At 33.8% G+C, this 22664-nt stretch carries 20 protein-coding genes; 5 read left to right on the top strand and 15 right to left on the bottom strand.

The genetic code is table 11. The features are described 5' to 3' along the window. Nucleotides 1-13 precede the first annotated feature (13 nt). The 9 genes from P3U32_RS01090 to P3U32_RS01050 all read right to left on the bottom strand — a co-directional run bounded on the left by P3U32_RS01090 (nucleotide 14) and on the right by P3U32_RS01050 (nucleotide 10246). Nucleotides 14-1195: a spr1629 family repressor/antitoxin gene (locus P3U32_RS01090; protein WP_323703760.1), complete on the bottom strand. Its 1182-nt coding sequence runs from the start codon at nucleotides 1193-1195 to the stop codon at nucleotides 14-16. 16 nt (nucleotides 1196-1211) lie between these two features. Continuing rightward, nucleotides 1212-1976: a spr1630 family ClpXP-sensitive toxin gene (locus P3U32_RS01085; protein ID WP_323703759.1), complete on the bottom strand. Its 765-nt coding sequence runs from the start codon at nucleotides 1974-1976 to the stop codon at nucleotides 1212-1214. 246 nt (nucleotides 1977-2222) lie between these two features. Then, nucleotides 2223-3530 (bottom strand): CitMHS family transporter, encoded by a 1308-nt coding sequence (locus P3U32_RS01080; protein ID WP_323703758.1) that lies wholly within the window; start codon nucleotides 3528-3530, stop codon nucleotides 2223-2225. Between the two features lie 211 nt (nucleotides 3531-3741). Continuing rightward, on the bottom strand, nucleotides 3742-4254 hold the full coding sequence (locus P3U32_RS01075) for a YfiT family bacillithiol transferase (RefSeq protein ID WP_323703757.1): 513 nt from the start codon (nucleotides 4252-4254) through the stop codon (nucleotides 3742-3744). A gap of 90 nt (nucleotides 4255-4344) precedes the next feature. After that, nucleotides 4345-6693: an immune inhibitor A domain-containing protein gene (locus P3U32_RS01070; protein WP_323703756.1), complete on the bottom strand. Its 2349-nt coding sequence runs from the start codon at nucleotides 6691-6693 to the stop codon at nucleotides 4345-4347. A gap of 816 nt (nucleotides 6694-7509) precedes the next feature. Further along, the gene (fadH, locus tag P3U32_RS01065) at nucleotides 7510-8274 is read right to left on the bottom strand and encodes a 2,4-dienoyl-CoA reductase (RefSeq protein WP_323703755.1); all 765 of its coding nucleotides are present in this window, start codon (nucleotides 8272-8274) and stop codon (nucleotides 7510-7512) included. A gap of 164 nt (nucleotides 8275-8438) precedes the next feature. Then, nucleotides 8439-9365, bottom strand: a complete 927-nt coding sequence (locus P3U32_RS01060) for a hypothetical protein (protein ID WP_323703754.1) — start codon at nucleotides 9363-9365, stop codon at nucleotides 8439-8441. Nucleotides 9366-9544: 179 nt separating this feature from the next. After that, entirely contained in the window at nucleotides 9545-9730 is a 186-nt protein-coding gene (locus tag P3U32_RS01055) for a hypothetical protein (RefSeq protein WP_323703753.1), read from the bottom strand. A 90-nt stretch (nucleotides 9731-9820) separates the two neighbouring features. Then, on the bottom strand, nucleotides 9821-10246 hold the full coding sequence (locus P3U32_RS01050) for a MaoC family dehydratase (protein WP_323703752.1): 426 nt from the start codon (nucleotides 10244-10246) through the stop codon (nucleotides 9821-9823). Nucleotides 10247-10401: 155 nt separating this feature from the next. Here P3U32_RS01050 and P3U32_RS01045 point away from each other — a divergent pair, with 155 nt between their 5' ends. Both P3U32_RS01045 and P3U32_RS01040 read left to right on the top strand, forming a co-directional pair. Beyond that, nucleotides 10402-10842 carry a MarR family winged helix-turn-helix transcriptional regulator gene (locus P3U32_RS01045; protein ID WP_323703751.1) on the top strand — a complete coding sequence of 147 codons (441 nt, stop codon included), beginning with the start codon at nucleotides 10402-10404 and terminating at the stop codon, nucleotides 10840-10842. A 19-nt stretch (nucleotides 10843-10861) separates the two neighbouring features. Then, nucleotides 10862-12205 carry a dihydrolipoyl dehydrogenase family protein gene (locus P3U32_RS01040; RefSeq protein WP_323703750.1) on the top strand — a complete coding sequence of 448 codons (1344 nt, stop codon included), beginning with the start codon at nucleotides 10862-10864 and terminating at the stop codon, nucleotides 12203-12205. A gap of 550 nt (nucleotides 12206-12755) precedes the next feature. Here P3U32_RS01040 and P3U32_RS01035 read toward each other — a convergent pair. After that, entirely contained in the window at nucleotides 12756-13502 is a 747-nt protein-coding gene (locus P3U32_RS01035) for a glycerophosphoryl diester phosphodiesterase (protein WP_323703749.1), read from the bottom strand. Nucleotides 13503-13620: 118 nt separating this feature from the next. Next, nucleotides 13621-14790 carry a hydroxymethylglutaryl-CoA synthase gene (locus P3U32_RS01030; RefSeq protein ID WP_323703748.1) on the bottom strand — a complete coding sequence of 390 codons (1170 nt, stop codon included), beginning with the start codon at nucleotides 14788-14790 and terminating at the stop codon, nucleotides 13621-13623. Between the two features lie 92 nt (nucleotides 14791-14882). Here P3U32_RS01030 and P3U32_RS01025 point away from each other — a divergent pair, with 92 nt between their 5' ends. The 3 genes from P3U32_RS01025 to brnQ all read left to right on the top strand — a co-directional run bounded on the left by P3U32_RS01025 (nucleotide 14883) and on the right by brnQ (nucleotide 18781). Beyond that, nucleotides 14883-16040 (top strand): thiolase family protein, encoded by a 1158-nt coding sequence (locus tag P3U32_RS01025; RefSeq protein WP_323703747.1) that lies wholly within the window; start codon nucleotides 14883-14885, stop codon nucleotides 16038-16040. Continuing rightward, the gene (locus tag P3U32_RS01020) at nucleotides 16040-17317 is read left to right on the top strand and encodes a hydroxymethylglutaryl-CoA reductase, degradative (protein ID WP_323703746.1); all 1278 of its coding nucleotides are present in this window, start codon (nucleotides 16040-16042) and stop codon (nucleotides 17315-17317) included. Before P3U32_RS01025 ends, P3U32_RS01020 begins: the two co-directional genes overlap by 1 nt. A 108-nt stretch (nucleotides 17318-17425) precedes the next feature. After that, on the top strand, nucleotides 17426-18781 hold the full coding sequence (brnQ, locus tag P3U32_RS01015; RefSeq protein WP_323703745.1) for a branched-chain amino acid transport system II carrier protein: 1356 nt from the start codon (nucleotides 17426-17428) through the stop codon (nucleotides 18779-18781). Between the two features lie 319 nt (nucleotides 18782-19100). Here brnQ and P3U32_RS01010 read toward each other — a convergent pair whose 3' ends face one another. From P3U32_RS01010 to pgaC, 4 genes are read right to left on the bottom strand one after another with little or no spacing between them, the layout of a single operon-like run. Continuing rightward, a complete protein-coding gene (locus P3U32_RS01010) occupies nucleotides 19101-20147 on the bottom strand; it encodes an acyltransferase family protein (protein ID WP_323703744.1) in 1047 nt (348 codons plus the stop codon). Further along, complete coding sequence (gene icaB, locus P3U32_RS01005) at nucleotides 20140-20997, bottom strand: intercellular adhesin biosynthesis polysaccharide N-deacetylase (protein ID WP_323703743.1); 858 nt, start codon at nucleotides 20995-20997, stop codon at nucleotides 20140-20142. Before icaB ends, P3U32_RS01010 begins: the two co-directional genes overlap by 8 nt. After that, nucleotides 20990-21307 (bottom strand): intracellular adhesion protein IcaD, encoded by a 318-nt coding sequence (gene icaD / locus P3U32_RS01000; protein ID WP_323703742.1) that lies wholly within the window; start codon nucleotides 21305-21307, stop codon nucleotides 20990-20992. Before icaD ends, icaB begins: the two co-directional genes overlap by 8 nt. After that, nucleotides 21271-22503 carry a poly-beta-1,6-N-acetyl-D-glucosamine synthase gene (pgaC, locus tag P3U32_RS00995; protein ID WP_323703741.1) on the bottom strand — a complete coding sequence of 411 codons (1233 nt, stop codon included), beginning with the start codon at nucleotides 22501-22503 and terminating at the stop codon, nucleotides 21271-21273. Before pgaC ends, icaD begins: the two co-directional genes overlap by 37 nt. Between the last annotated feature and the right edge of the window lie 161 nt (nucleotides 22504-22664).

The raw sequence follows: 22664 nt of genomic DNA, 5'->3' as shown, positions 1-22664 counted from the left end.
ATTTCCAAATTTATTACCGAAATAAGTTTGTAATTAATTCATGTTGTTTGGTTTTACTAGTATTCATGTATTTGAATAAAATACGATTATCTATACATGCAATATCACTTAGAAATTGAGGCTCCACCTTTAAATCATTTAAAAGCTGTTCAGGTGACAATAGATTTTCTCTAAAGAAATAATCTAACAAACTATTAATCTTCACAGGTTTAGATATTTGTATTGATTCATCTAATGGTTCTTTCTTTTTATATCCCTTTTTGTTAATAGAAGCCCAAAAATATCTATATTGTACATCTGTGATTAACCCAAGATAATATGCTCTCATACCCATAGCTTGTATAGATACAACCCATTTCTCTTTAAGTAACATCATTTGATCAGGATTAGACTTTTTTGTGAGATTATTAAAATCATCCACAAACTCTTCTTCTGGTAATAAGAATTCAGCAGCAAATAAATTAGCTTCTCTCTCAATTGCTTTATACTCATCTGCAGATAATACATCAAATTGAATATACCTATGCAGTAGTAAATGACACAGCTCATGCGCTAAATCAAATACTCTTCGCACTGCATTACCCTTATTACTTCCTAAAATAATAAATGGTAATTCTGTGTCAGACCAAAAACTAAATGCATCAGCATCAGAATTTATATGTTTTTCATAAACTATAATTCCAGACTTCTCTAATTGGAACAATAACTGATCATTACTTTTATCACTTAATAATTTATTTCGACTAATATTTGCACATTGCTTTATAATTAAATCTCTACTTGTTTCTTCTGAATCCATAATAAAAGTATCAAGTTCATCTATTAAATCCATAATTGATATTACGGGCATTTTTACGAACGAAAATAAATATGATGTTAAATTAGATAGATAATTAGCTTGGCTATGCTGTTTATTCAACATTTTTGTAGATACTTTATAATTTTTCGCTCTAAATGCAATAGAATGTTTATCAACCGATACTTCTTTGAATTCATTTCGTTGCTCATTAATAAAATATGCCGTTGTAACATTGAACAACTTAGATATATCATATATTTTATTAATTTCGGGCATCATATTTTTCACTTCATACTGCCATATTGCTTGTTCACTCACTGCTATTTTCTCTGATAATTCTTTGCGACTTAGTCCATTGAGTGATCTGACATTTTCGAGATTGCTCCCAATAAACATATGTCTCACCTATCTTTTAATTATTATCACTTTCTTCTTGCTCTTTTCTGAAACCAAATACATGTTCAGCATCAACAATTTCAATTTCTCTATCCGATTGAAGTATTTCTAAATCTTTTTCATCAATTGTATAATCTTCTTCTTCTTTAATAAGTTTATGCAAATCATTTGTTAATTCTTTGTATAAATACGCCGTATTATCATTTGGATTAGGTATCCAGACCTTTAAGGAACTTAACTGTCTTGTGATTTGATCTATACCATATGTAAAAATCATAAACATTCCTTTATCTGTATCTGCCATCTTTTCATCTTGCTTCTGCTCAAAGAATATACTTTCCGCACTCATCTGAAAAGCACCATTACAATAATTTTTTACTTTCTCAAAATCATAAGCTGAGTTCGACTCAATAAGTTCTCTTAAATATTGCTTTTCTTTAGTATCTTTTTCACTCAAAGCATTTTTTCCAAATGTAACTCTATTTTCATCAAAATAACTTTCATTTTTTAATATAAATGTCATATCACTAGAAAATTTTTCTTTATCTATATCAAATTTTAAAAACTTCCATGCTGGCCCCGCATTTTGTTTTGTAAAATGTACATATTGTTCAATGTGTTTATAAACTTGATTTTCAATGTGATTAGATTTCACAAATGCATAAGCATCACTAATAACCATGTTTTCATGAGCTGCTTTTCTAACATCTATGTATTCCTTATATCCAGCAACTACACCTTTTACTATTGAATCAAAAACTTTTTCATCATAAAAGACCATATAATCACCTCTACAAAATATATAATTAATACAAATATATAGTAAAAAAACTGCAAAATCAATCATTTTATTAAAGTAGAAACACCATTCAAAAGATTTGTTTGAAGTACAAAAGCTGTTCAATAGCCACACCACAAAAATAACCCCTCACTACGGCAATAGTGAGGGGTTTGGTGTTTCTGTGATTAAACACTTTGTTAATCAGATTATAACATTATTCTTTTAACGAGTGTAACCATATTAATATTAAAATGAAATGACACCTATAATACCTGCAACAAGGATCATAAATACAGATGACCCTATTGCCCATTTCATAACGACTTTTTGGTTTGTACCGTAATCAATACCTAACATACCTACTAATAGGTATCCTGCTGCATACAATGGACTTAGCACGTGTACAGGTTGTCCTAATATTGATGCTCTTGCCATTTCTGCTTTTGATACATCAAATTGTTGTGCAGATTCTGCTAGGATCGGTAAGATACCGTAGTAGAATGGGTCATTAGCCATGAAGTAAGTAAATGGCATACTGAGTACTGCTGTGATCAACGCAAAGTGGTTGCCCATAGATTCTGGAATAATGCTTACTAATGATTTCGCCATTTCGTCTACCATTTCTGTACCGTTCATTACACCAGTAAAAATCCCTGACGCAAATACTAAACCAACAACGGCTAATACATTTCCGGCGTGTCTTTTAATTAAGTCTGATTGAACGCCTAATCCTGGATAGTTAATTAAAAGCGCTGCCGCAAAACCAATCATAAATAGAACTGGAATTGGTAAGAAGCTTGTTATAAGTGCCACTAATAATAAGATTGTTAATAGTGCATTCACAATGACTAATTTTGGTCTTAGTAATTCTTTTTCATCTTCATCAGTTCCATTTGAATTATGCATATCATCTAGTGATAAACTTAAATGGTTCTTAATACCCACTCTTTTTCTTTCTTTAATCCCTAATACATATGCTGCAAATACTGCAAACAGTATACCAGCAATCATAACAGGAATAATCGGTGTGAATACTTCTTCTGTTGTTAATTGTAATGATGAGATAGCCCTTGCAGTTGGTCCACCCCATGGTGTCATATTCATAACACCGATAGATAATAAAGCAAGTGTAGATAGTATGTATAAATTCATGCCCATCTTTTTATATAAAGGTAACATCGCTGTTACTGTAATAATAAATGTTGTTGTGCCGTCTCCATCAAGCGCGACAAGTGATGCAAGTGCAACTGTACCAATTGTGATCTTCACTGGATCGCCTTTAACAGCCTTCATAATCGCTTCAATGATTGGATTGAATAATCCGGTATCAATCATAACGCCAAAGTATAATATAGCAAATATGAGCATGATGCCTGTTGGTGCTACCGTGAGTAGACCATCCACCATATAATCGCCTAGTTTTGAATAAAATCCCCCAATCAATCCAAATACAGTAGGTACAATAATTAAAGCTGCCAGTGCTGACATCTTCTTACTCATGATAAGAATCATAAATATAATAACCATACCAAAACCTAACAATGCCAAATTCATGTTGACTCCCCCTCTTTATATTTTATTATTGTAAGCGTTTTACAAGATAATCGCAATAACTATTTTATAAATTTTCTGAATTTTTACATTTGTAAAATTATTGTAATTTGTTATTTTTGAGAATGAAGTGAATACTTTACTAGAAAAGAAAAAACGTATATGACTGAGATGTACCACCTCGGTCATATACGTTTAAATGTAAATCACGTTATTATTTTGATAGCGCAATTTTAATGTGTGCTAAGTGATGCTCTTCATGCCAAGCAAGCTTAGCAATCGTAGTTGCAAGTGTTGTTGCGCCATCGTCAGGATGCATATAAATACGTCCTAACTGATCCTCTTTAACTTCTCGACAAATCGCTACTACTCGTTCATTTATACCTTCAAGCATTCTAATAGAACATTCGATTGGTAATTGACTATCTGGTAACTTCACCCATTCATCTTGAATAAATCCAGTTATTTTTGGTTCGCTATCATCAGTTAATGTGATTTTTAATCGCGTATATAAGTTAACTTGAGAATCTGTAATATGGTGAACTAATTGGCGAACGGTCCAGCTACCTTCTCGATACGTCTTACTTAATGCTTCAGAATCTAAATCATCCACAACTGCTCTTAATCTATTTGAAAAATTCGCAACTTCATCTGCCCATTGCTGAACATGATTTAATGATACTTTCTCTGGCGTTTCTAACTTGCCAATTGGAAACTTTACATCCATGTTTATCACCCTTTTAAAATATTGTCGTTACTACTTATATTCACTATTTCCTTCAATAATAACATTCAATATTTTAATTTCACAATGATACTATTTTGAAATATTTACTTTACCTACTGTGTTGTCTTTACTTTTCGCTGCGACTTCAAATTTCAGACCGTTTTGTGGCAATAATACACCTGCATCGGGTTGACCTTGATTTGAATAATCTTGGCTATCATCGAACAACGGATTTTTAGCAATTTTGTTATCATGTAGCTCGTATCCTGCATCATTCGTTAACTTCAATTGTGGTTGATGATCTAAACTAAACGCTGCATCTCTCACTTGGTATTGCGTAGCTGCTGGATCATCAGCTAAACCTTTCTTCTTCCAATTAAGTGTATTTTGATCTGCATCAACGACACTAATAAATCCGTGTCCAGGATGTTCTTTTACATTATTATCAGAGTAGCTCTTGTCTACATACCATACTGTTAAACCTTTATTATATGACATCGTTCCGCCACCGCGTTTAATGTTCTGTAAGCCTTTATCTGGACCAGTATAATTTCTCCATTGTAACAAGTAATAATTCTCATCATATCGATTACCATCACTTTGTTTGAAACCTTGTAAATCAAATTTAGAATCACTTTCTGCATCATCACTTAATATCTCTTTACCATCGTTAGAAGTCACTTTAATTTGATCTATAAACCAACCTGGATATGTTTCATATTTATCTGTGATATATGAGAATCGTAATTTCACTTTCTTACCGTCATATTTAGATAAATCAAATTTCGCATCTACATATTTATTAGACTTACCATCGATACCATTTCCTTGGTTTTGACCGCTTCCATCTGGATCATCATTATTCGTAATGTTTCCTTCAACATTCTCCCAATTTTGACCATCGTCTGTTGAAACTTGAACATAACCATAATCGTATCCTGGTTCGATATCGTACCAAGTCTTAAAGTTTAATTCACTGCCTTTTGATGATGATAAATCTAAAGGTGCTTCCATTGCATATTGAGAATCATCATCTGCACCACTCCAATAAGCTTTTTCACCTTGAATTGGTTTTTGAATCAATGTCTTTTTATCAGGTAACTTCACTTTAACAGCGTCATTATTTGTACCTTTCGTTGTTGCTTCATCAAGCAATTCCGAAGTCTTCCCTGTTAATTGTGAAGCATCTATTTCAGTACCTTTTTGCCAATTACCACCATGTTGCTGTTGAAGCATTTCTTTCATGTAAGGGTCAAATCCAGTTGGTTCTGTCCCTGGAATGGCACCTGCCCAACTACCTGAAGACATAATCGACCAGAATGACACAGGTTCACCTTTACCACTGTATGATGTGTCATATTCATCTGGTAGTCCTAAATCATGACCAAATTCATGAGAGAATACACCAGCTGCACCATCTTCAGGTTGTACAGTGTAATCAATTGCTGCTAATTTACCACCAAATTTATCTAATCCTGAATCTGTTCCTGGAATTGTGTACGGTTCACCTTTTTCATCAAAATCAAGTGACCATCTATGAGACCAAATCGCATCTGTACCTAATTTACCACCACCAGCTTCTTCACCAGGACCAGAGTGCACGACCATGATGTGATCAATAATGCCATCCTTCTCATTATAGACACCGTCACCATCAATATCATCACGATCCCATTGATCATAATCTGCTAAATTAACATCTGGATCTTTAGCTGCTTGTTCTAAAGCTTCTTGAATAAGTTCTTTAGGCTTACCATCACTACCGCTATCATCAGGAACATTTCCACCATAATAACTTGCAGGATGTTTCGCTTTATACCAACCATGTACTTGTCCATCTATATCATAACTACCACCAGACTGATTCTGATAGTATTGCTTCATGCTCATTAAATTCTTACCATTTGGTCCAGTGTAACCATTTTCTCCAAACACCATATCTTGAAAATGAGAAACCGGGTAATCATCGTAATACATGTCTGTTTCGTCTTTAGTAATTGAACTATGTGGATAATCAGGAAATTCAATTGCTAGTACAAGGACCTTGTCTTTACGTACCTCGCCATTATACTTATCCTCTTGAACACTACCTACACGTTTACCATTATTTTTCTTTTTATACATTTCTTTTTCATTCTTGTCCATTTGACCAAGACGCTTACCATTGTTCCCTTTGTTATATCGCTTATCAAATTGTCCTTTATTAGGTATGTATTTCTGGCGATACTGTTCCCCTTTGTCTTCCATATACTGCTTTAACTTTTCATCCTTTTGTTTAGGTGTATTTGAAGATTCAATGACACCTTCCTTTTCCAAAGTATCCAATAACCGATCCTCATTAGGCGAAACACTTTGCGCAGACGCTTGAGAAGCAAACGCAGGCAGAGCAATCATTGCACCCATAGTAACCATTGATAATTTCTTTAAAAATATTTTCACAACAGTAAATCCCCCTTTTATTTAATCTAAATATATTATATACAAATTCCCAGTAAATAGTAACTTGATTTCAAAAAATTCGGAAAACTAAAAAGATAGAGAGCGAGAGAATATGTAAGTTAGGTGATCTCGTCGCTTAATTTAGGAGTTAATCTATGACTTTGGCCTTCTCTTGGATTAACTTCAACGTTAACTCACGACTTTGGCTTTCTCTTGGATTAACTTCCACGTTAACTCACGACTTCGACCTTTTCTTGGATTAACTTCAACGTTAACTCACGACTTTGGCTTTCTCTTGGATTAACTTCCACGTTAACTCACGACTTCGACCTTTTCTTGGATTAACTCATACGTTAACTCACGACTTTAGCCTTCTCTTGGATTAACTCCAACGTTAACTCACGACTTTAGCCTTCTCTTGGATTAACTTCCACGTTAACTCACGACTTTGGCTTTCTCTTGGATTAACTCCAACGTTAACTCACGACTTTGACCTTCTCTTGGATTAACTCCAGCGTTAACTCACGACTTTGGCCTTTGCTAGTCTCATCTCCCTAATTCCACCCATAAAGTTTGTTCCAATTTTCATTGCCAGCTACTATTCATTTTCAATAATACAAAAGTCACTACTACATTTGTTAAATTTTTCCTAAGTGTTCTATATTTATTCCTAAATGTTCGTTGAAATAACTTCTCTTAGATTTTAATTGCTTTGAATTCTGTATGGGCTAGCACGCCAACTCAATTATCTAAACAAAAGAAGACCACTAATATAAAAAACAGCCGATAATGAGATATCGACTGTTTTTATTTACTTTAAAATGGATTTCTATTTAGCCATTGTCCGCCATCCATCGTCACGACTTCTCCATTTATATATGCAGCTTCTGGTGAGAATAAGAATTTAGCCAATCCTGCGATTTCTTCTGGCTCTCCCATTCGTCCAACTGGTACGCTATCTATCGTTTGTTGTCTTGCATCTTCTGATAAAGACAATTTCTTCGCTCCACCTGTATTATCAATTGGACCTGGTGCGATTGCATTCACGGTTATACCATACTTCGTTCCCCACTCAACGGCAAGTGTACGTGTCATTGCGAGCACACCTGCTTTTGCGCTTGCTGAATGGATCACGCCAGCTCCTGCAGTCCATGAATATGTAGCAACGATATTTAAGATTCTTCCTTTATATCCTTGCTTGATCCATGCTTTCCCAACTGCTTGTGAACAATACCATGTGCCATTCAAGACAATATCTACAACTGAATTCCATCCATTAATGGATAAGTCTTCTGCTGCACATATAAAATTCCCTGCCGCATTATTAACGAGTCCATCTATTTTTCCAAATGTGCGCATCGTTTCATCAACTGTATATTGAACACGTTCAGCATCACGTACATCCATATCTATACAACGAACTTGTCCTTCATATTGTTCAATATCTTTCTTAGCTTCTTCTAATCTTTCTAAAGAACGTCCTGTTATGACTACTTTTGCGCCTTCTTCTGCAAATCGTTGTGCCATTGCTTTCCCCATACCACTGCTACCACCTGTTACAATCATCACTTTATCCTTCATATTTATTCTCCTCAATGTAACTATATTTGAATAACTTTTATTTCGTAAGCGCTTTCAACAAGTGTACAATATATTTAATTAAAGAACAATTAACAGATGTTATCGAAACCCTATTTCATTTACTAATATAATATAAAAAAAGAGCCGAGCATTTGCTCGACACTTTAATATCCTGATCCTACTTCATCGCCATCTTCATCATATTCCGTCACGTAACCATCATCATCTATAATATATGAACCTGCTAAATTACCTTCTTTATCTTCGAATGAAAAGCCCCATTTGCCGTCTTTTGTTTTTTCAGGTTCTTTATAAGTGTAAGTATCCGTATCTAAATTTGAACCTTCATATGATTCTACTTTATCAATCACATTTGAACGGTTAACTGTATCATCTGTCGAATCATCACTGTCATCTTGATTATTATCATTTGAACTTGAATCATTACTATCACTGTTTTCAGGCATTGGTTCACCGTACTCAATTTTTCTAGCAACAGTTGCGACTTTTCTATTATCTTTGTATTTATTGTATAAGTCAGATATGTTCACAGTATCTACAGTTTCATTATCCGTTAATTCATTATAATCAAATATCCGACTTTGTGTTTTTATAATTGCAACGATGTCTTTATTTACACCAATAATCGTAGCATAACTACCTTTAGAAGCATTTGTTCCATAGAATTTCATGCCTTCAGGTTTATTTTTCATCTTATTAAGTACAGGGCTCTCTGATAATACTAATTTATCAATATCTTGTACTTGTTCTTGTCCTGAACCAAATGATTGTGTATATTTCCCAGACAATAATTCATCACCAGTAATCATGTCTGACTGCAAGCTTGGGTCTAGCATTGCCATCGCTATACTTTCTTGTTCTGTTATATTCGATGCATCAGTAATACCACTTTCGTTACTATTATTTTCATTGTCACTTGAATCATTATTACTACTATTTGATTGATCACTTGATGAATCACTTTGTTGTGCTTTATTCCCTTCATCAGATGATCCACCTATATTAATACTGCAGCCTGCAAATAGTAATGATGAGCTAATCATTATCCCAGCAAAAATTTGTCTCTTCAAAACGAACACCTCTTTATTTATAATATCTTTTTTAAATTATATACTTAGTTTTATTAATACTTTTTTCCATTGTAACAAATATATTGTTATTATAAATATATTATTTAGAAATTTCCTAAAAATAAAAGAACTTGGCATGTGTATTATGCCAAGTTCTTTTACATGTACTGCATTTATCTTCAAAAAATCTGCATGACGATTCTCGTCACAAGTATACATAAGATAATCAGCATGCAAATAAACATCCAACTTCTATAACCTTTTTTCACTGGTTTTTCCGCTTCTATTTGATCTTTATTTTCTAAATATGCTAATAGTTCTTCTTCAATTTCTTGGTTCACTTTATCTTGATGATCTTGACTCAAGTTTATCCCTCCACGCACATTTACAAATTATTCACTACTATAATATTACAATTTTTGTTAATGAACAATATTCAATTGTTTAACGCAGAGTTATTGTTCAACAAGTGCCGATACTTCTCCAGTAAACACTAATACATCTTCTTCGTTATAAGTTGAAATCGCTACTGTCACACGTCCACTTTCAGATTTGATTGATTTTTTATCTTTAATTTCTGCAATGACATACAATTCATTCCCTGGATAAACAGGCTGCTTGAATTTCACATGATTCATCTGTGTCCCTGCAATAATTTCTTTACCATACTTTCCTTCTTCAACCCATAATTTAAATGACACGGATAATGTATGAATGCCAGATGCAATGATGCCTTTGAAACGACTGCTCTTCGCTTCTTCTTTATCTATATGAATATATTGTGGATCATAAGTTTGCGCAAATTGAATAATTTCTTCTTCAGTCATTAAATGACTTTTCGTTTTAAATTTTTCCCCTACTTTAAAATCATCGTATTTCATCGTTATACCTCTTTCATTTTCTCTATTAAGATGAAGTGCCTTATTAAAATTATCAACTTTCATAAATAAAAGCAAAACTTTGAGCATCTTTTTGGATTAATCGTGCGCGATGTATTATAGTATAATCAATCGCACACGATAGAAAGGATGTCATTATGGATTATCAAAATATGAAACTCGCAAATCAACTCTGTTTCTCTGCATATAATATTAATCGCCGCTTTGCTCAATTTTATGAAAAGCAATTAAAATCATTTGGTTTAACTTATTCTCAATACTTAGTATTACTGACTTTATGGGAAGAAAATCCTCAAACGCTCCATTCAATCGGACAAAAGCTTGATCTTTCAAGCAATACACTAACACCCCTTCTTAAAAGGCTTGAACAATCTGAATGGGTAATTAGAGAACAATCACAACAAGACAAACGCCAATTAATCGTTTCATTATCTCAAAAAGGACACGACCAAAGAGATGCTATTTACGACACGATTTCTAAATGTGTCACCCAAGACTTAAATGTCGAAGCGTATCAACAAATGAAAAGTGCAATGGATCAACTAGAAGCAGTACTTAAAGAACAAATAGAAAAATAATTTTAAAGGATGATAAACTATGGAAAAATTTGATGTGATATTTTTAGGAAGTGGACATGCTGCTTGGCATGCTGCATTAACATTACAAAGTGCTGGACAATCTGTCGCTATTATTGAGAAAGATACCATTGCTGGAACGTGTACGAACTACGGCTGTAATGCGAAAATTTTACTCGAAGGACCTTATGAAATATTAGAAGAAGCTAGTCACTATCCGGGAATTGTTGAATCAGATCAACTTAAAGTCAATTGGAATGAATTAATGAATTATAAGAAAGAAGTGCTTACACCCCTTCCTAACATGCTTCAATCAAGATTTGAGCAACAAGGCATCACTGTCATCAAAGGAATGGGCCAATTCGTTGATAAACATACAATACGTGTGAACAATCAACTGATAGAAGCTAATCATATCGTCATTGCTACTGGACAACATAGCAACAAATTAAATATCACAGGTTCAGAACTTACAAAAGACAGTCGTGATTTCTTATCTTTAGAAGAAATGCCTCATAGTATTACTTTTATTGGTGCAGGTATAATCAGCATTGAATTCGCATCTATCGCAATTAAATCAGGTGCAGAAGTACATGTTATACACCATAACGAGCAACCATTAGCTGAATTCAATGAACGCCATATTCAAAAACTCGTTGAAAAACTTCAATCAGAAGGTGTTCAATTCCATTTAAACGAACAAACAGAAGCTGTTGTTCAAACAGACAACAGATATCAAGTGAAGACCGCTTCAGGATTAACAATCGACACTGATTATGTTTTAGATGCGACAGGTAGAAAACCAAATGTACACAATATTGGTTTAGATGAACTCGGCATCGCATATAGTGATAAAGGAATTCAAGTGGATAATCACTTACGTACAAACGTGCCACACATATACGCAAGCGGCGATGTGTTAGACAAAGATATCCCTAAATTAACACCAACAGCAACATTTGAATCAAATTATATCGCAGGACAAATATTAGGTATAAACGAAGATGCTATACAATATCCAGCCATCCCAACCGTCTTATATTCATTACCAAGACTTTCTCAAATCGGTATTACAACTAAACAAGCACAAGATAATGATCAATACACAGTAAAAGACATTCCATTCGGGAAACTCATGCTGTTTGAATTCAAAAATGAAATCGATGCTGAAATGTCAATTGTATTAGATTCAAACAAACACTTAGTAGGTGCTGAAATCTACGCCAATGATGCAGCAAATCTCATCAACCTTGTAACATTTATAGTGAATCAACAAATGACAGCACAAGACTTAAATCAACTCGTCTTCGCATTCCCAGGATCATCAAGCGGTGTGTTAGATATGTTAAAAGTCGCAATGATGTAATAGGAGAAGTTTGAAGTTAAGTGGGAATTAATTGCATGAAGTCGTCGCTTAATTCAAAAGTTAATCTACGACTTTACACATCTCGTCGCTTAATTCAAGAGTTAATCTACGACTTCAGACTTCTCGTCGCTTAACTACAAAGTTAATCTACGACTTTAGCCATCTCGTCGCTTAATTCACAAGTTAATCTACGACTTTCGACATCTCGTCGCTTAATTCATAAGTTAATCTACGACTTTCGACATCTCGTCGCTTAATTACAGAGTTAATCTACGACTTCGGCTATCTCGTCGCTTAATTCAGGAGTTAATCTACGACTTTCGACATCTCGTCGCTTAATTCACAAGTTAATCTATGACTTCGACCATCTCGTCGCTTAATTCAGAAGTTAATCTACGACTTCAGACTTCTCGTCGCTTAATTACAGAGTTAATCTACGACTTCAGACTTCTCGTCGCTTAATTACAGAGTTAATCTACGACTTTGGCCATCGCCCAATCAAACAACTAAAAAAATCTGGTCACTTATCAAAGTGACCAGATTTTTCTTTTTATAATTCTTGTAAATGTATCATTTTATCAGCAGCATCTGTGAATATACCATCCACTCCCCAATTGGAAAGTTGATTTGCTCTTGCTGGTTTATTAACTGTCCAAACGTTTAATGAATACCCTGCTTCTTTCACCATTTTGACTTTTGCTTTAGTTAGTTTGGCATCTTCGGTATTCACTATTTTAGCGTTACAGTAGTCTAACAGTGTTCTCCAATCTTCTCGGAATGATGAAGTATGGAAGATAACTGCTCTTTCATATTGTGGCATGATTTCTTCAGCGAGTTTAACGAGTACAACATTGAAACTTGAAATCAGCACTTCTTGTTTCTGATTTAATTTCTCTAATTTTTCTCCCACTTGCTTAACCATACTTTTTGAAAGTGCCAGACCTTCTGCGCCAGTTACGCCTTTCAATTCTACATTTAAGTTCATGTTATATTCATTTGCGATTTCAACCACATCATCAAAAGTCGGTAACCTTTCATCTTTAAATTTCTCGTCGAACCAACTTCCTGCTGATGCTGATTTAATTTCATCATAGTTTAATTGTGTGATTTCACCTGACATATTTGTTGTTCTATCTAAATAGTCATCATGAATGATAATCAGTTGTTCATCTTTCGTAATAGCGACGTCTAATTCAAGCCAATTGACTCCTTCAATTTCTGAAGCTGCTTTAAACGAAGCAATTGTATTTTCAGGGGCCTTACTTGGTATACCTCTATGTCCATAAATCGTTAACATATGATCGCTCCTTACTTTTATTTATAAACGAATATGTTTCTATTATCACATGACTCACACCTATATCACAACAAACAAGGGGCTAAGACACTTTATCCATGTCTTAGCCCCATTAATTTTATTGTTCAGTTTTATATGTTCTAATGTGATCTTCGATATTACTTAAATAAACTTTTGAATATGGATCACCTTTAAGTTCGCGTTCGAAATCAAATTCTTGATTGTCGAATCTTGTAAAGAATGTTTCGTATTCTTCTACAGATAATTGCTCTCTTGAATCAAGCATGTCTGAATGTTTTTCTTTATTTAATTCAGCTTCATATCCTGAAACGATTGAGCCACTAAAGATTTCACACACAGCACCTGAACCATAACTGAACAGACAAACTTTCTCTCCAGCATTGAATTCATGATTTTCTAATAATGAAATTAAACTTAAGTATAATGAACCTGTATACACGTTTCCTACATCACGATTTAGTAATACAGAATCTTGATAAGCTTCCATAAGTCTGTTTTTGATTGAATCTTCTACGTTTTCGTTTAAAATAGTCTTGAAAGCTTTTTCACCCATTTTAGTAAATGGTACGTGGAAACAGAATGATTCGAAATCTTTTACTTCATGACCAGTTCTTTTAGCGTATTCGTTCCAAGCTGTATTGAATGATTCAATATACGCATCTTTAGATAATTTACCATCTACAACTGGATATCTTTCAGAAGTTGGTCTCCAGAAGTCATACACATTAGTGGTATATGAAAGACTGTCATCATTCAATTCCATAATTCTAGGATTGTGACTTAATAATATTGCGATGGCTCCCGCACCTTGTGTAGGTTCACCACCTGAGTTTAATCCGTAACGTGCGATGTCTGAAGCAATTACAAGCACTTTCTTACCTGGACGGTTAGATAAGAAGTCTTTCCCGAGTTGAATTGCTGCAGTTGCTGAATAACATGCTTCTTTCATTTCAATACAACGCGCAAATGGTTGTATTTGAAGTAAATCATGTATTTCTATCGCTGCTGCTTTTGAATGATCGATGCCTGATTCTGTAGCTACAACGACCATGTCGATATTTTCTTTGTCATCTTCAGATAATATGTCTTGAGCTGCATTCACGCCCATTGATATAATATCTTGGCTCACTGGATTTACGGCCATCTTAGATTGACCTATGCCAATCTTAAATTTATTCGGGTCTGTATCACGTGCGACCGCCAAATCGTCCATGCTAACAAAGAAATTTGGTGCATAAAAATCTAATTTATCAATACCTATTGCCATAATAATTTCCTCTCAATATGTTATTTTATAATTGCATCATATCAAAATACTATATTTAATTACAATTAATTATTTCTTAAGGAGACAAAATCATGAACAAAGTTGTAATCGTAAGTGCCCAAAGAACACCAGTTGGAAAATTCAGAGGGAAACTCAGTAACTATTCTGCAGTTGAACTAGGCACTGCTGCCTTGAAATCTGCTTTAGATCAAATACAATTAGATCCAAATCATATACAAAATGTTATCTTCGGAAATGTGATTCAAGCTGGTAATGGTCAAAACCCTGCTCGCCAAATCGCAATCAACGCGGGATTATCATATAAAACACCTGGTATGACTGTTAATGAAGTATGTGGCTCAGGCCTTAAATCAATAATACTCGGGAAACAATTGATTCAACTAGGCGAAGCACAAGTTGTCGCTGTTGGTGGCGTAGAAAGTATGACAAATGCACCTGAACTTGTATTGAAAAAAGGTGATGCGCCAATCAAGAGCTTTATGCGTGATGGTCTAACGGACGTCTTTCATCAAATACCAATGGGTGTTACAGCCGAAGAAATTGCTAAAAAATATAACGTTACACGAGAAGAGCAAGATGCTTTCACTGTAAACTCTCATTTACAATCTCATCAAGCTACATTAGACGGGAAATTCAATAAAGAAATCGTACCTATGAAAGACGTCAACGGTGAAACTATGACTGTCGATGAAATCATCAGACCTGAAAGTACGATGGAAGCATTAGCTGATTTAAAAACAATATTCAAAGAAGATGGTACAGTAACTGCCGGGAATGCATCTGCATTAAGCGACGGTGCTTCTGCACTTATTCTTATGGACGAAGCTTATGCAATTGAACACCAATATCCGATATTAGCTACTTTAGGCGCACATGCTGAAATTGGTTGTGATCCAATGCTTATGGGCTATGCACCATATCACGCTGTTACTGAACTACTTGAACGCACGAATAAAACCATTGAAGATATCGATTTAGTTGAAATGACAGAAGCATTCGCAGCACAAAGTATTCCAGTTAAGAAGAATCTCAATATTCCAGATGAGAAATTTAATATCTATGGTGGCGCTATCGCCCTAGGTCACGCACTCGGTTCAACAGGATCAAGACTAGTGACAACACTCACTTATGCATTACAACAAGAACAGAAACAAACAGGTATCGCAACAGCATGTATTGGAGGCGGACTTGGTATAGCCCTAATGATTGAAAAAGGAGCAAACGTTTAATGAAGCCGTTAACGAAAGATTTTAGACACTTATCACGATTAGATAAAATAGAACAACTTAAATCACATGGTTGGATTCAAGAACAATCCGAACAAATACTTTTAAACCATTCAACAATTGATAAAGATTTATTAGACAATTTAATCGAGAATGTTATTGGTCAAGGTACATTGCCAGTTGGTTTATTACCTGAAATCATTGTAGATAACCAATCATATGCTGTGCCAATGATGGTAGAAGAACCTTCAGTTGTTGCTGCTGCAAGCTTTGCTTCGAAACTTTTCAACAAATCTGGTGGTTTCAAAGTTACTCGCAGTGAAAACATTAAATTAGGACAAATTGTATTTGATCATGTTGAAGATACAGAACAATTACGCAATGACATTATGCGTTTAGAAAATCAAATACATAACGTTGCTAATGAAGTATATCCATCTATCATTAAAAGAGGTGGCGGTTATCAAAAGATTGAAATTGATACCTTCCCTGAAGTAGGCATGCTTTCATTAAAAGTATTTATTGATACATGTGATGCAATGGGTGCAAATATTATTAATACAATTTTAGAAGGCATCTCTCAATATTTAGAAACAGAATTAGCTGACACAGATGTCTTAATGAGTATTTTATCTAATTATTCAACGACTTCTGTAATTCGTATAGAAGGTAGAATTGCGGTATCTGATCTAAATAAAGGGGATGTAGATGGTGCAGTCGTTGCTCAACGCATGGAACGCGCCTCTGTGTTAGCACATGTAGACACTTATAGAGCCGTTACACATAACAAGGGGATCATGAATGGTATTAGTTCAGTTGTACTTGCTACTGGAAATGACACAAGAAGCGTTGAAGCTGGTGCACATGCATATGCAAGTAAAGATGGACAATATCGTAGTTTAACAACTTGGAAATATGACAAAGAAGAACAATACCTTGTTGGAACAATTGAACTACCACTTACTTTAGGCACAATTGGAGGTAGTATTAATCTTCTACCTATTTCTAAAGTAACGATGGACATCTTGAATGTTCAGTCTGCTGAAAATTTAGCCCACATCGTTGCGGCAGTCGGACTTGCTCAGAATTTCTCAGCTTGTCGCGCACTTGTTTCAGAAGGTATTCAACATGGTCATATGAACTTACACTATAAATCACTCGCTATAAAAATCGGTGCTACTGGTGAAGAAATCACTCAATTAACACAAGCACTCAAACAAGAAAAGAATCCAAACCTAGAAACAGCTCAACGTTTACTCAACGAAATGCGTAGCCATTAAAATTTGGTTTATCATATGCCATTTATTTTGAAAGGTATATTGACTTTAACCGCTTTTCAAATGTAAGATAGTGGAAGTAATTAAAGAGTAGGAGCGCACAACACGATTATGAAAAACAAACTTAGCTTTAAAGAAAACCTTTATATCGGCTCGTTATTATTCGGATTATTTTTCGGAGCAGGTAATTTAATCTTCCCTATCCATTTAGGTCAAACAGCCGGTGCAAACGTATTTACTGCCAACTTAGGATTCCTTATTACAGCGATTGGCTTACCATTCTTAGGTATTATCGCAATAGGTATTTCAAAGACAAGTGGTATCTTCGAAATTACTTCTAGAGTAAACACGAAATATGCATATATCTTCACGATCTTACTATATTTAGTGATTGGACCATTTTATGCATTACCAAGATTAGCAACAACATCATTTGAAATTGCATTCACACCATTTATTTCAGAGTCATCTGTGAAATTATATTTATCAATCTTTAGCGTATTATTCTTCTTAGTTGCATGGTTCTTCTCGAAGAAACCATCTAAAATATTAGAATATATCGGTAAATTTTTAAACCCTGTATTTTTAGTCTTGTTAGGTTTACTCATCGTACTTGCATTTATTAACCCTATTGCTGGCGTTTCAAATGCGGCGATCAGCCCGGACTATGAAAACAGTCCTTTATTAAAAGGCTTTATCGATGGCTATAACACGTTAGATGCATTGGCTGCACTTGCATTTGGTATCATTATCGTTTCAACGATTAAAAAGTTAGGTATCACAAATCCAAGTCACATTGCAAAAGAAACAGTGAAATCTGGTACGATCAGTATCATTTCAATGGGTTTTATTTATAGCTTGTTAGCCATTATGGGTACAATGAGTTTAGGTCATTTTAAAGCAAGTGAAAACGGTGGTATCGCCTTAGCTCAAATCGCACAATATTACCTGGGTAATTACGGAATCATCTTATTATCCTTAATCATTATTGTTGCGTGTTTAAAGACAGCCATTGGTTTAATCACAGCTTTCTCAGAGACATTTACAGACCTATTTCCAAAGGTCAATTATTTAACATTTGCAACAGCAGTAAGTATCATTTCATTCATCTTTGCAAATGTCGGATTAACTAAGATAATTGAATACTCAATACCAGTATTGATGTTCTTATATCCATTAGCCATTACAATCATACTATTAACATTGGCTAGTCCATTATTTAATCACTCTAAAACTGTTTATCAATTTACGACGTATTTCACATTAATCGCTTCATTTATTGATGGTATTAAAGCAAGTCCTGAATTTATATCAAATACAGCATTTGCACATGCTATCATTACATTTGGCGAAAAATATTTACCATTCTTCACTATAGGAATGGGTTGGGTATTACCAGCAGTCATCGGATTTATAATCGGATTGGTTGTTTACTTCATAAGAAAAGACCGTTATAAAACGGCGTAAAAAAAGCTTCTGACTAAGTCAGAAGCTTTTTTTATATAGCGCCTCAATGTTGCTTGTCGAACTCCACTTGCAATGTTCAGAGCCTCAATGTTGCTTGTCAGACCTCACTTGCAATGTTCAGAGCTTAGATAGTTTTGTTTTTACTGCGATTAATCAAATTATAAGAGAGTCCTTTATTTTTCAAATAAGTCTCTAGGATTTCTAACGATTTTGTACAGTGCTGACGCCTGAGGGAATAGTATGGGTGAGAGACTACAGGCTCGAACCATACCCTAGGCAAGCATGCACGTACAAAATCGTATATGATACCCATGCCTCTTTATTTCACATGATTATAAGGTTGTTTACCCATTACGAATTTAAATATTTTAAATTCTTTTAATAAAGTACCTATACCTAAGCAACTACCTACAATAAATAATAACGATATCGGTAAAAATATTAACGTTTTATCTTGGAATATACGTGTGTACTCAAACATGTATTCTAAAATAATGGGATGCATCAAATAAATAAAGAATGAGAATACACTTATTTCTTCAATTGTCGTAAACATGAATGTTTCAAATTGAGCACTAAAGTTAATGAGTAATAAAAATGCACATGCACAATATAATAATATACGATAATCCATGCTACTCACTAACCACGCATCATGTGTTCCGACGAATTTAAACAATAAATACGCTGCAACCGTAAAGAACAGTACAATAGCAACATTTTTATTAATAAATTTCTTAATTGATTGATAGTGATGTCCTACATACGAACCGAAGAAGTAATAGAATATCCATCCTCCAATAAATGTCTGCGGACTTAACGGATAATATTGATCCACAAAGTCCGTCACTTGATCTAAATTTTGATAGCTGTATAAGTAAGCTGTATTAATAATAAAAGCTAAGAACAAACTCCATTTCGAATATAAAATACGTGGATTTATTCTATATATTATCCAATTTAATATGAAGAATTGAATGATAATTAGAATAAAGTAACCGTACCAATTACCTTGAACGACATTCTCTATAAATTGTTTTATGAAATCTTGATTTGTCTTTAAACTTTCGGAATAACTATAGAACGAACCCATAATGATGTAAGGAACCAATATGTATGTCATTCTTGAACTTAAATATTTCGGTTTTAATTGCTCATTATAATTTAATGTCGTTAATAATTGAGACAATATAATAAAGCATGGTGTACCAATAATTAATATCATACGAATTAAGTAAAGCACATGAATTTGGTTATTATCAATATCATTCTTAATACTAAATTCCGTCAAAATATGTGTGAGTACGATTAATAAACATAGAAATGTTCTTAAGTATATAAATTCAATTCGTTTACCTTTAGCCATGATTAAATCCTTTCCAGTTTTTCACGAGTCGATTAAATGCGTTATCACTAACCATCACTCTAGGTATGTAATAATTATTATCTTTTGGCGTTATTGCTTTCTCCTCTAAAGTAAATCCATATTTGATTGACGTTTCCTTCTTTAATTGATCAACAACTTTGTCATTCACTTGGCCATATGGATACGCCAGCGCTTCTACATTGCCATCTAAATTTTGATCAATGTATTTTACACTGTTTTCAATATCGGATGAAACATCGCCCTTTTCAGCCCGTTTAATAAGCATCGATGTTGTTTTCTTCATTGTATGGACACGATCTGTATGAGAAGCAAATTCCCATAATCCACTATCGTACATTTCTTTTAATTCACTTTTTGGTGATAGATTAATATTATGAAAATCTTTAGCGCCTACTTCTCCAGTAATTACAAAACCGGTTGCAGGGACATTGTATTTTTTAATGATTGGGAATGCATTTTGATATATACTTTCATCCATATCATCAAAGTTCACCCATACACATTTGTCTGGAAAATCTTTCTTTTCTTTATACTTAATCAATTCATCTAAAGTTATAAAGTTTGCACCTTGATCTTTCAACCATTTAATATGCGATTCAAATTGCGTATCCGTCACGCTATATATCTTCAACTCTTTACTGCTCGAAAATGCAGCTAGCAATCGATCAACCCAATTATCTTCACGAATTCTATGATAATTTAAAGCGACACATCCATTGTGCTCTCCGCCCAATGTTTTCTTCTTAGCAAAAGCCACTTCATCTCCTGAATGTAACAATGCGAGGACTGTAAATATTAATACAAATCGTTTCATATTTAATCTACGCACTTTCATTTCTCCAAGCCTTCTTTCTCTTAACATTAAAAATGTATGTAAATACGAAATAAATGAATATAAGTGCCGCACCTAAAACAAAGTATTTTAAAATGAGTAAAATATCTCCTCGTTCAATATTTAATATGATGCGAACAATCTGTATAAATTGATTATTTACAGGTATCACTGTACCAATCAAAACAAACAATACCATTACGCAATATAACCAAAGAGCAGCAGAAGTTATAAATACGATACTTTCTCTACATAAATTTAAATTTGATTTTATTCCGTCAGGTCTCCTCTGTCTGGACTTGTCCATGTAGCGAATTCTCCTTTCTTCCTTTTCAATGCTTTTGGAAATGCAACAACTACAACTAATGCGTTGATTAACCAGTAAAATGTCGGATACCAACTCAAGAAAACAACAAACCAGTTATTTTTAAACTCATATCTGCTATCTATAATTAAAGAAAGTGTAAATTGAATGATATTTACAAACGTTAATAAGAATGCTGATAAAAGAAAGATCGTTAACTTATAGTTGTAATAGTAAAAATCCAATAAATTTAATTGCATGATTGTATAAATCAGCATAATAATGATGCCGTACACCCACACCACTGATAGCACTTGCTCAAGATATAATATCCATAACGATATGTTTCGTACTTTGAGCATTTTCTTAAAATCTCTTAATATTACTTCATGTCCACCTTGCGACCATCTGACACGCTGTTTCCAAAGTCCTTTAAATGTTTCCGGAACAAGCATCCAACATAGTGCTCTCGGTTCATATTTAATTTTGTATCCTGATAAGTGAAACTTCCAAGACACCGCAATATCTTCTGTAATCATATCGGTATCCCAATAGTCATTTTCTTCGAGTGCCTTTTTATTAAATAATGAAAAGACCCCAGAAATCGTATTTACAAATCCATTAATAGTTTGTGCGCGTTTAATACTTCCAATTAAACTTGCATACTCGATCGTTTGAATTTTACTTAATAAAGTAGATTTATTTCTAATTCTAGGATTACCAGTAACTGCACCAATTGAAGGGTCATTAATTAAACTTTCAATCATATAATATGGTGCATCGTCGTCAATAATCGTATCTGCATCAACGCACATTAAATAAGGGTATTTCGCAGATTGTGCTGCAATGTTTAAAGCATTTGCCTTACCTTTGTTCTGTTCTAAATTGATAAATGTAATGTTATATTTTTGTTTTAATTTTAGTAGCTCGCCTTTCGTATCGTCTGAGCTACCATCATTCACCGCTATGATTTCCTTGATAGGAAATGATAATCCATGCAAATTCTTGATAGTATCAGCAATCGTTTCTGCTTCGTTATAACATGCAATGATGAACGAAATACCTTCAGTGGGATGATAATTAATGTCCTTCGCCTTCATTTTACTTTCAATCAGAACATAATAAATCAACGTCCCTATTATCCAAAATATTGACATCATGATTGGATAAATAATAAAAAACAGTAATATGATATCCATAAATCCTCCTAACTTTTAACTAACGAACGGTAGTTTGTTAGTTATTATATCACTTTTCAAATTAAAGGCAATGGTCTCAATTTAAAGTGTTAAATTTAATCAGTTTTTTAAGTGATTTCTAGGGAAATATAATGTATAGTTATTCATATGAAACAAAGGAG

The organism is Mammaliicoccus sp. Dog046 (genome assembly GCF_034039665.1).
Taxonomy (GTDB): Bacteria; Bacillota; Bacilli; order Staphylococcales; family Staphylococcaceae; genus Mammaliicoccus.
This window is presented reverse-complemented; position numbering and strand designations above follow the sequence as displayed.

Coding starts and splice junctions, on each gene's coding strand:
- P3U32_RS01090 (WP_323703760.1), bottom strand. CDS start 1,195: ATGTTTATTGGGAGCAATCTCGAAAATGTCAGATCACTCAATGGACTA.
- P3U32_RS01085 (WP_323703759.1), bottom strand. CDS start 1,976: ATGGTCTTTTATGATGAAAAAGTTTTTGATTCAATAGTAAAAGGTGTA.
- P3U32_RS01080 (WP_323703758.1), bottom strand. CDS start 3,530: ATGAATTTGGCATTGTTAGGTTTTGGTATGGTTATTATATTTATGATT.
- P3U32_RS01075 (WP_323703757.1), bottom strand. CDS start 4,254: ATGGATGTAAAGTTTCCAATTGGCAAGTTAGAAACGCCAGAGAAAGTA.
- fadH (WP_323703755.1), bottom strand. CDS start 8,274: ATGAAGGATAAAGTGATGATTGTAACAGGTGGTAGCAGTGGTATGGGG.
- P3U32_RS01050 (WP_323703752.1), bottom strand. CDS start 10,246: ATGAAATACGATGATTTTAAAGTAGGGGAAAAATTTAAAACGAAAAGT.
- P3U32_RS01045 (WP_323703751.1), top strand. CDS start 10,402: ATGGATTATCAAAATATGAAACTCGCAAATCAACTCTGTTTCTCTGCA.
- P3U32_RS01040 (WP_323703750.1), top strand. CDS start 10,862: ATGGAAAAATTTGATGTGATATTTTTAGGAAGTGGACATGCTGCTTGG.
- P3U32_RS01035 (WP_323703749.1), bottom strand. CDS start 13,502: ATGTTAACGATTTATGGACATAGAGGTATACCAAGTAAGGCCCCTGAA.
- P3U32_RS01030 (WP_323703748.1), bottom strand. CDS start 14,790: ATGGCAATAGGTATTGATAAATTAGATTTTTATGCACCAAATTTCTTT.
- P3U32_RS01025 (WP_323703747.1), top strand. CDS start 14,883: ATGAACAAAGTTGTAATCGTAAGTGCCCAAAGAACACCAGTTGGAAAA.
- P3U32_RS01020 (WP_323703746.1), top strand. CDS start 16,040: ATGAAGCCGTTAACGAAAGATTTTAGACACTTATCACGATTAGATAAA.
- brnQ (WP_323703745.1), top strand. CDS start 17,426: ATGAAAAACAAACTTAGCTTTAAAGAAAACCTTTATATCGGCTCGTTA.
- P3U32_RS01010 (WP_323703744.1), bottom strand. CDS start 20,147: ATGGCTAAAGGTAAACGAATTGAATTTATATACTTAAGAACATTTCTA.
- icaD (WP_323703742.1), bottom strand. CDS start 21,307: ATGGACAAGTCCAGACAGAGGAGACCTGACGGAATAAAATCAAATTTA.
- pgaC (WP_323703741.1), bottom strand. CDS start 22,503: ATGGATATCATATTACTGTTTTTTATTATTTATCCAATCATGATGTCA.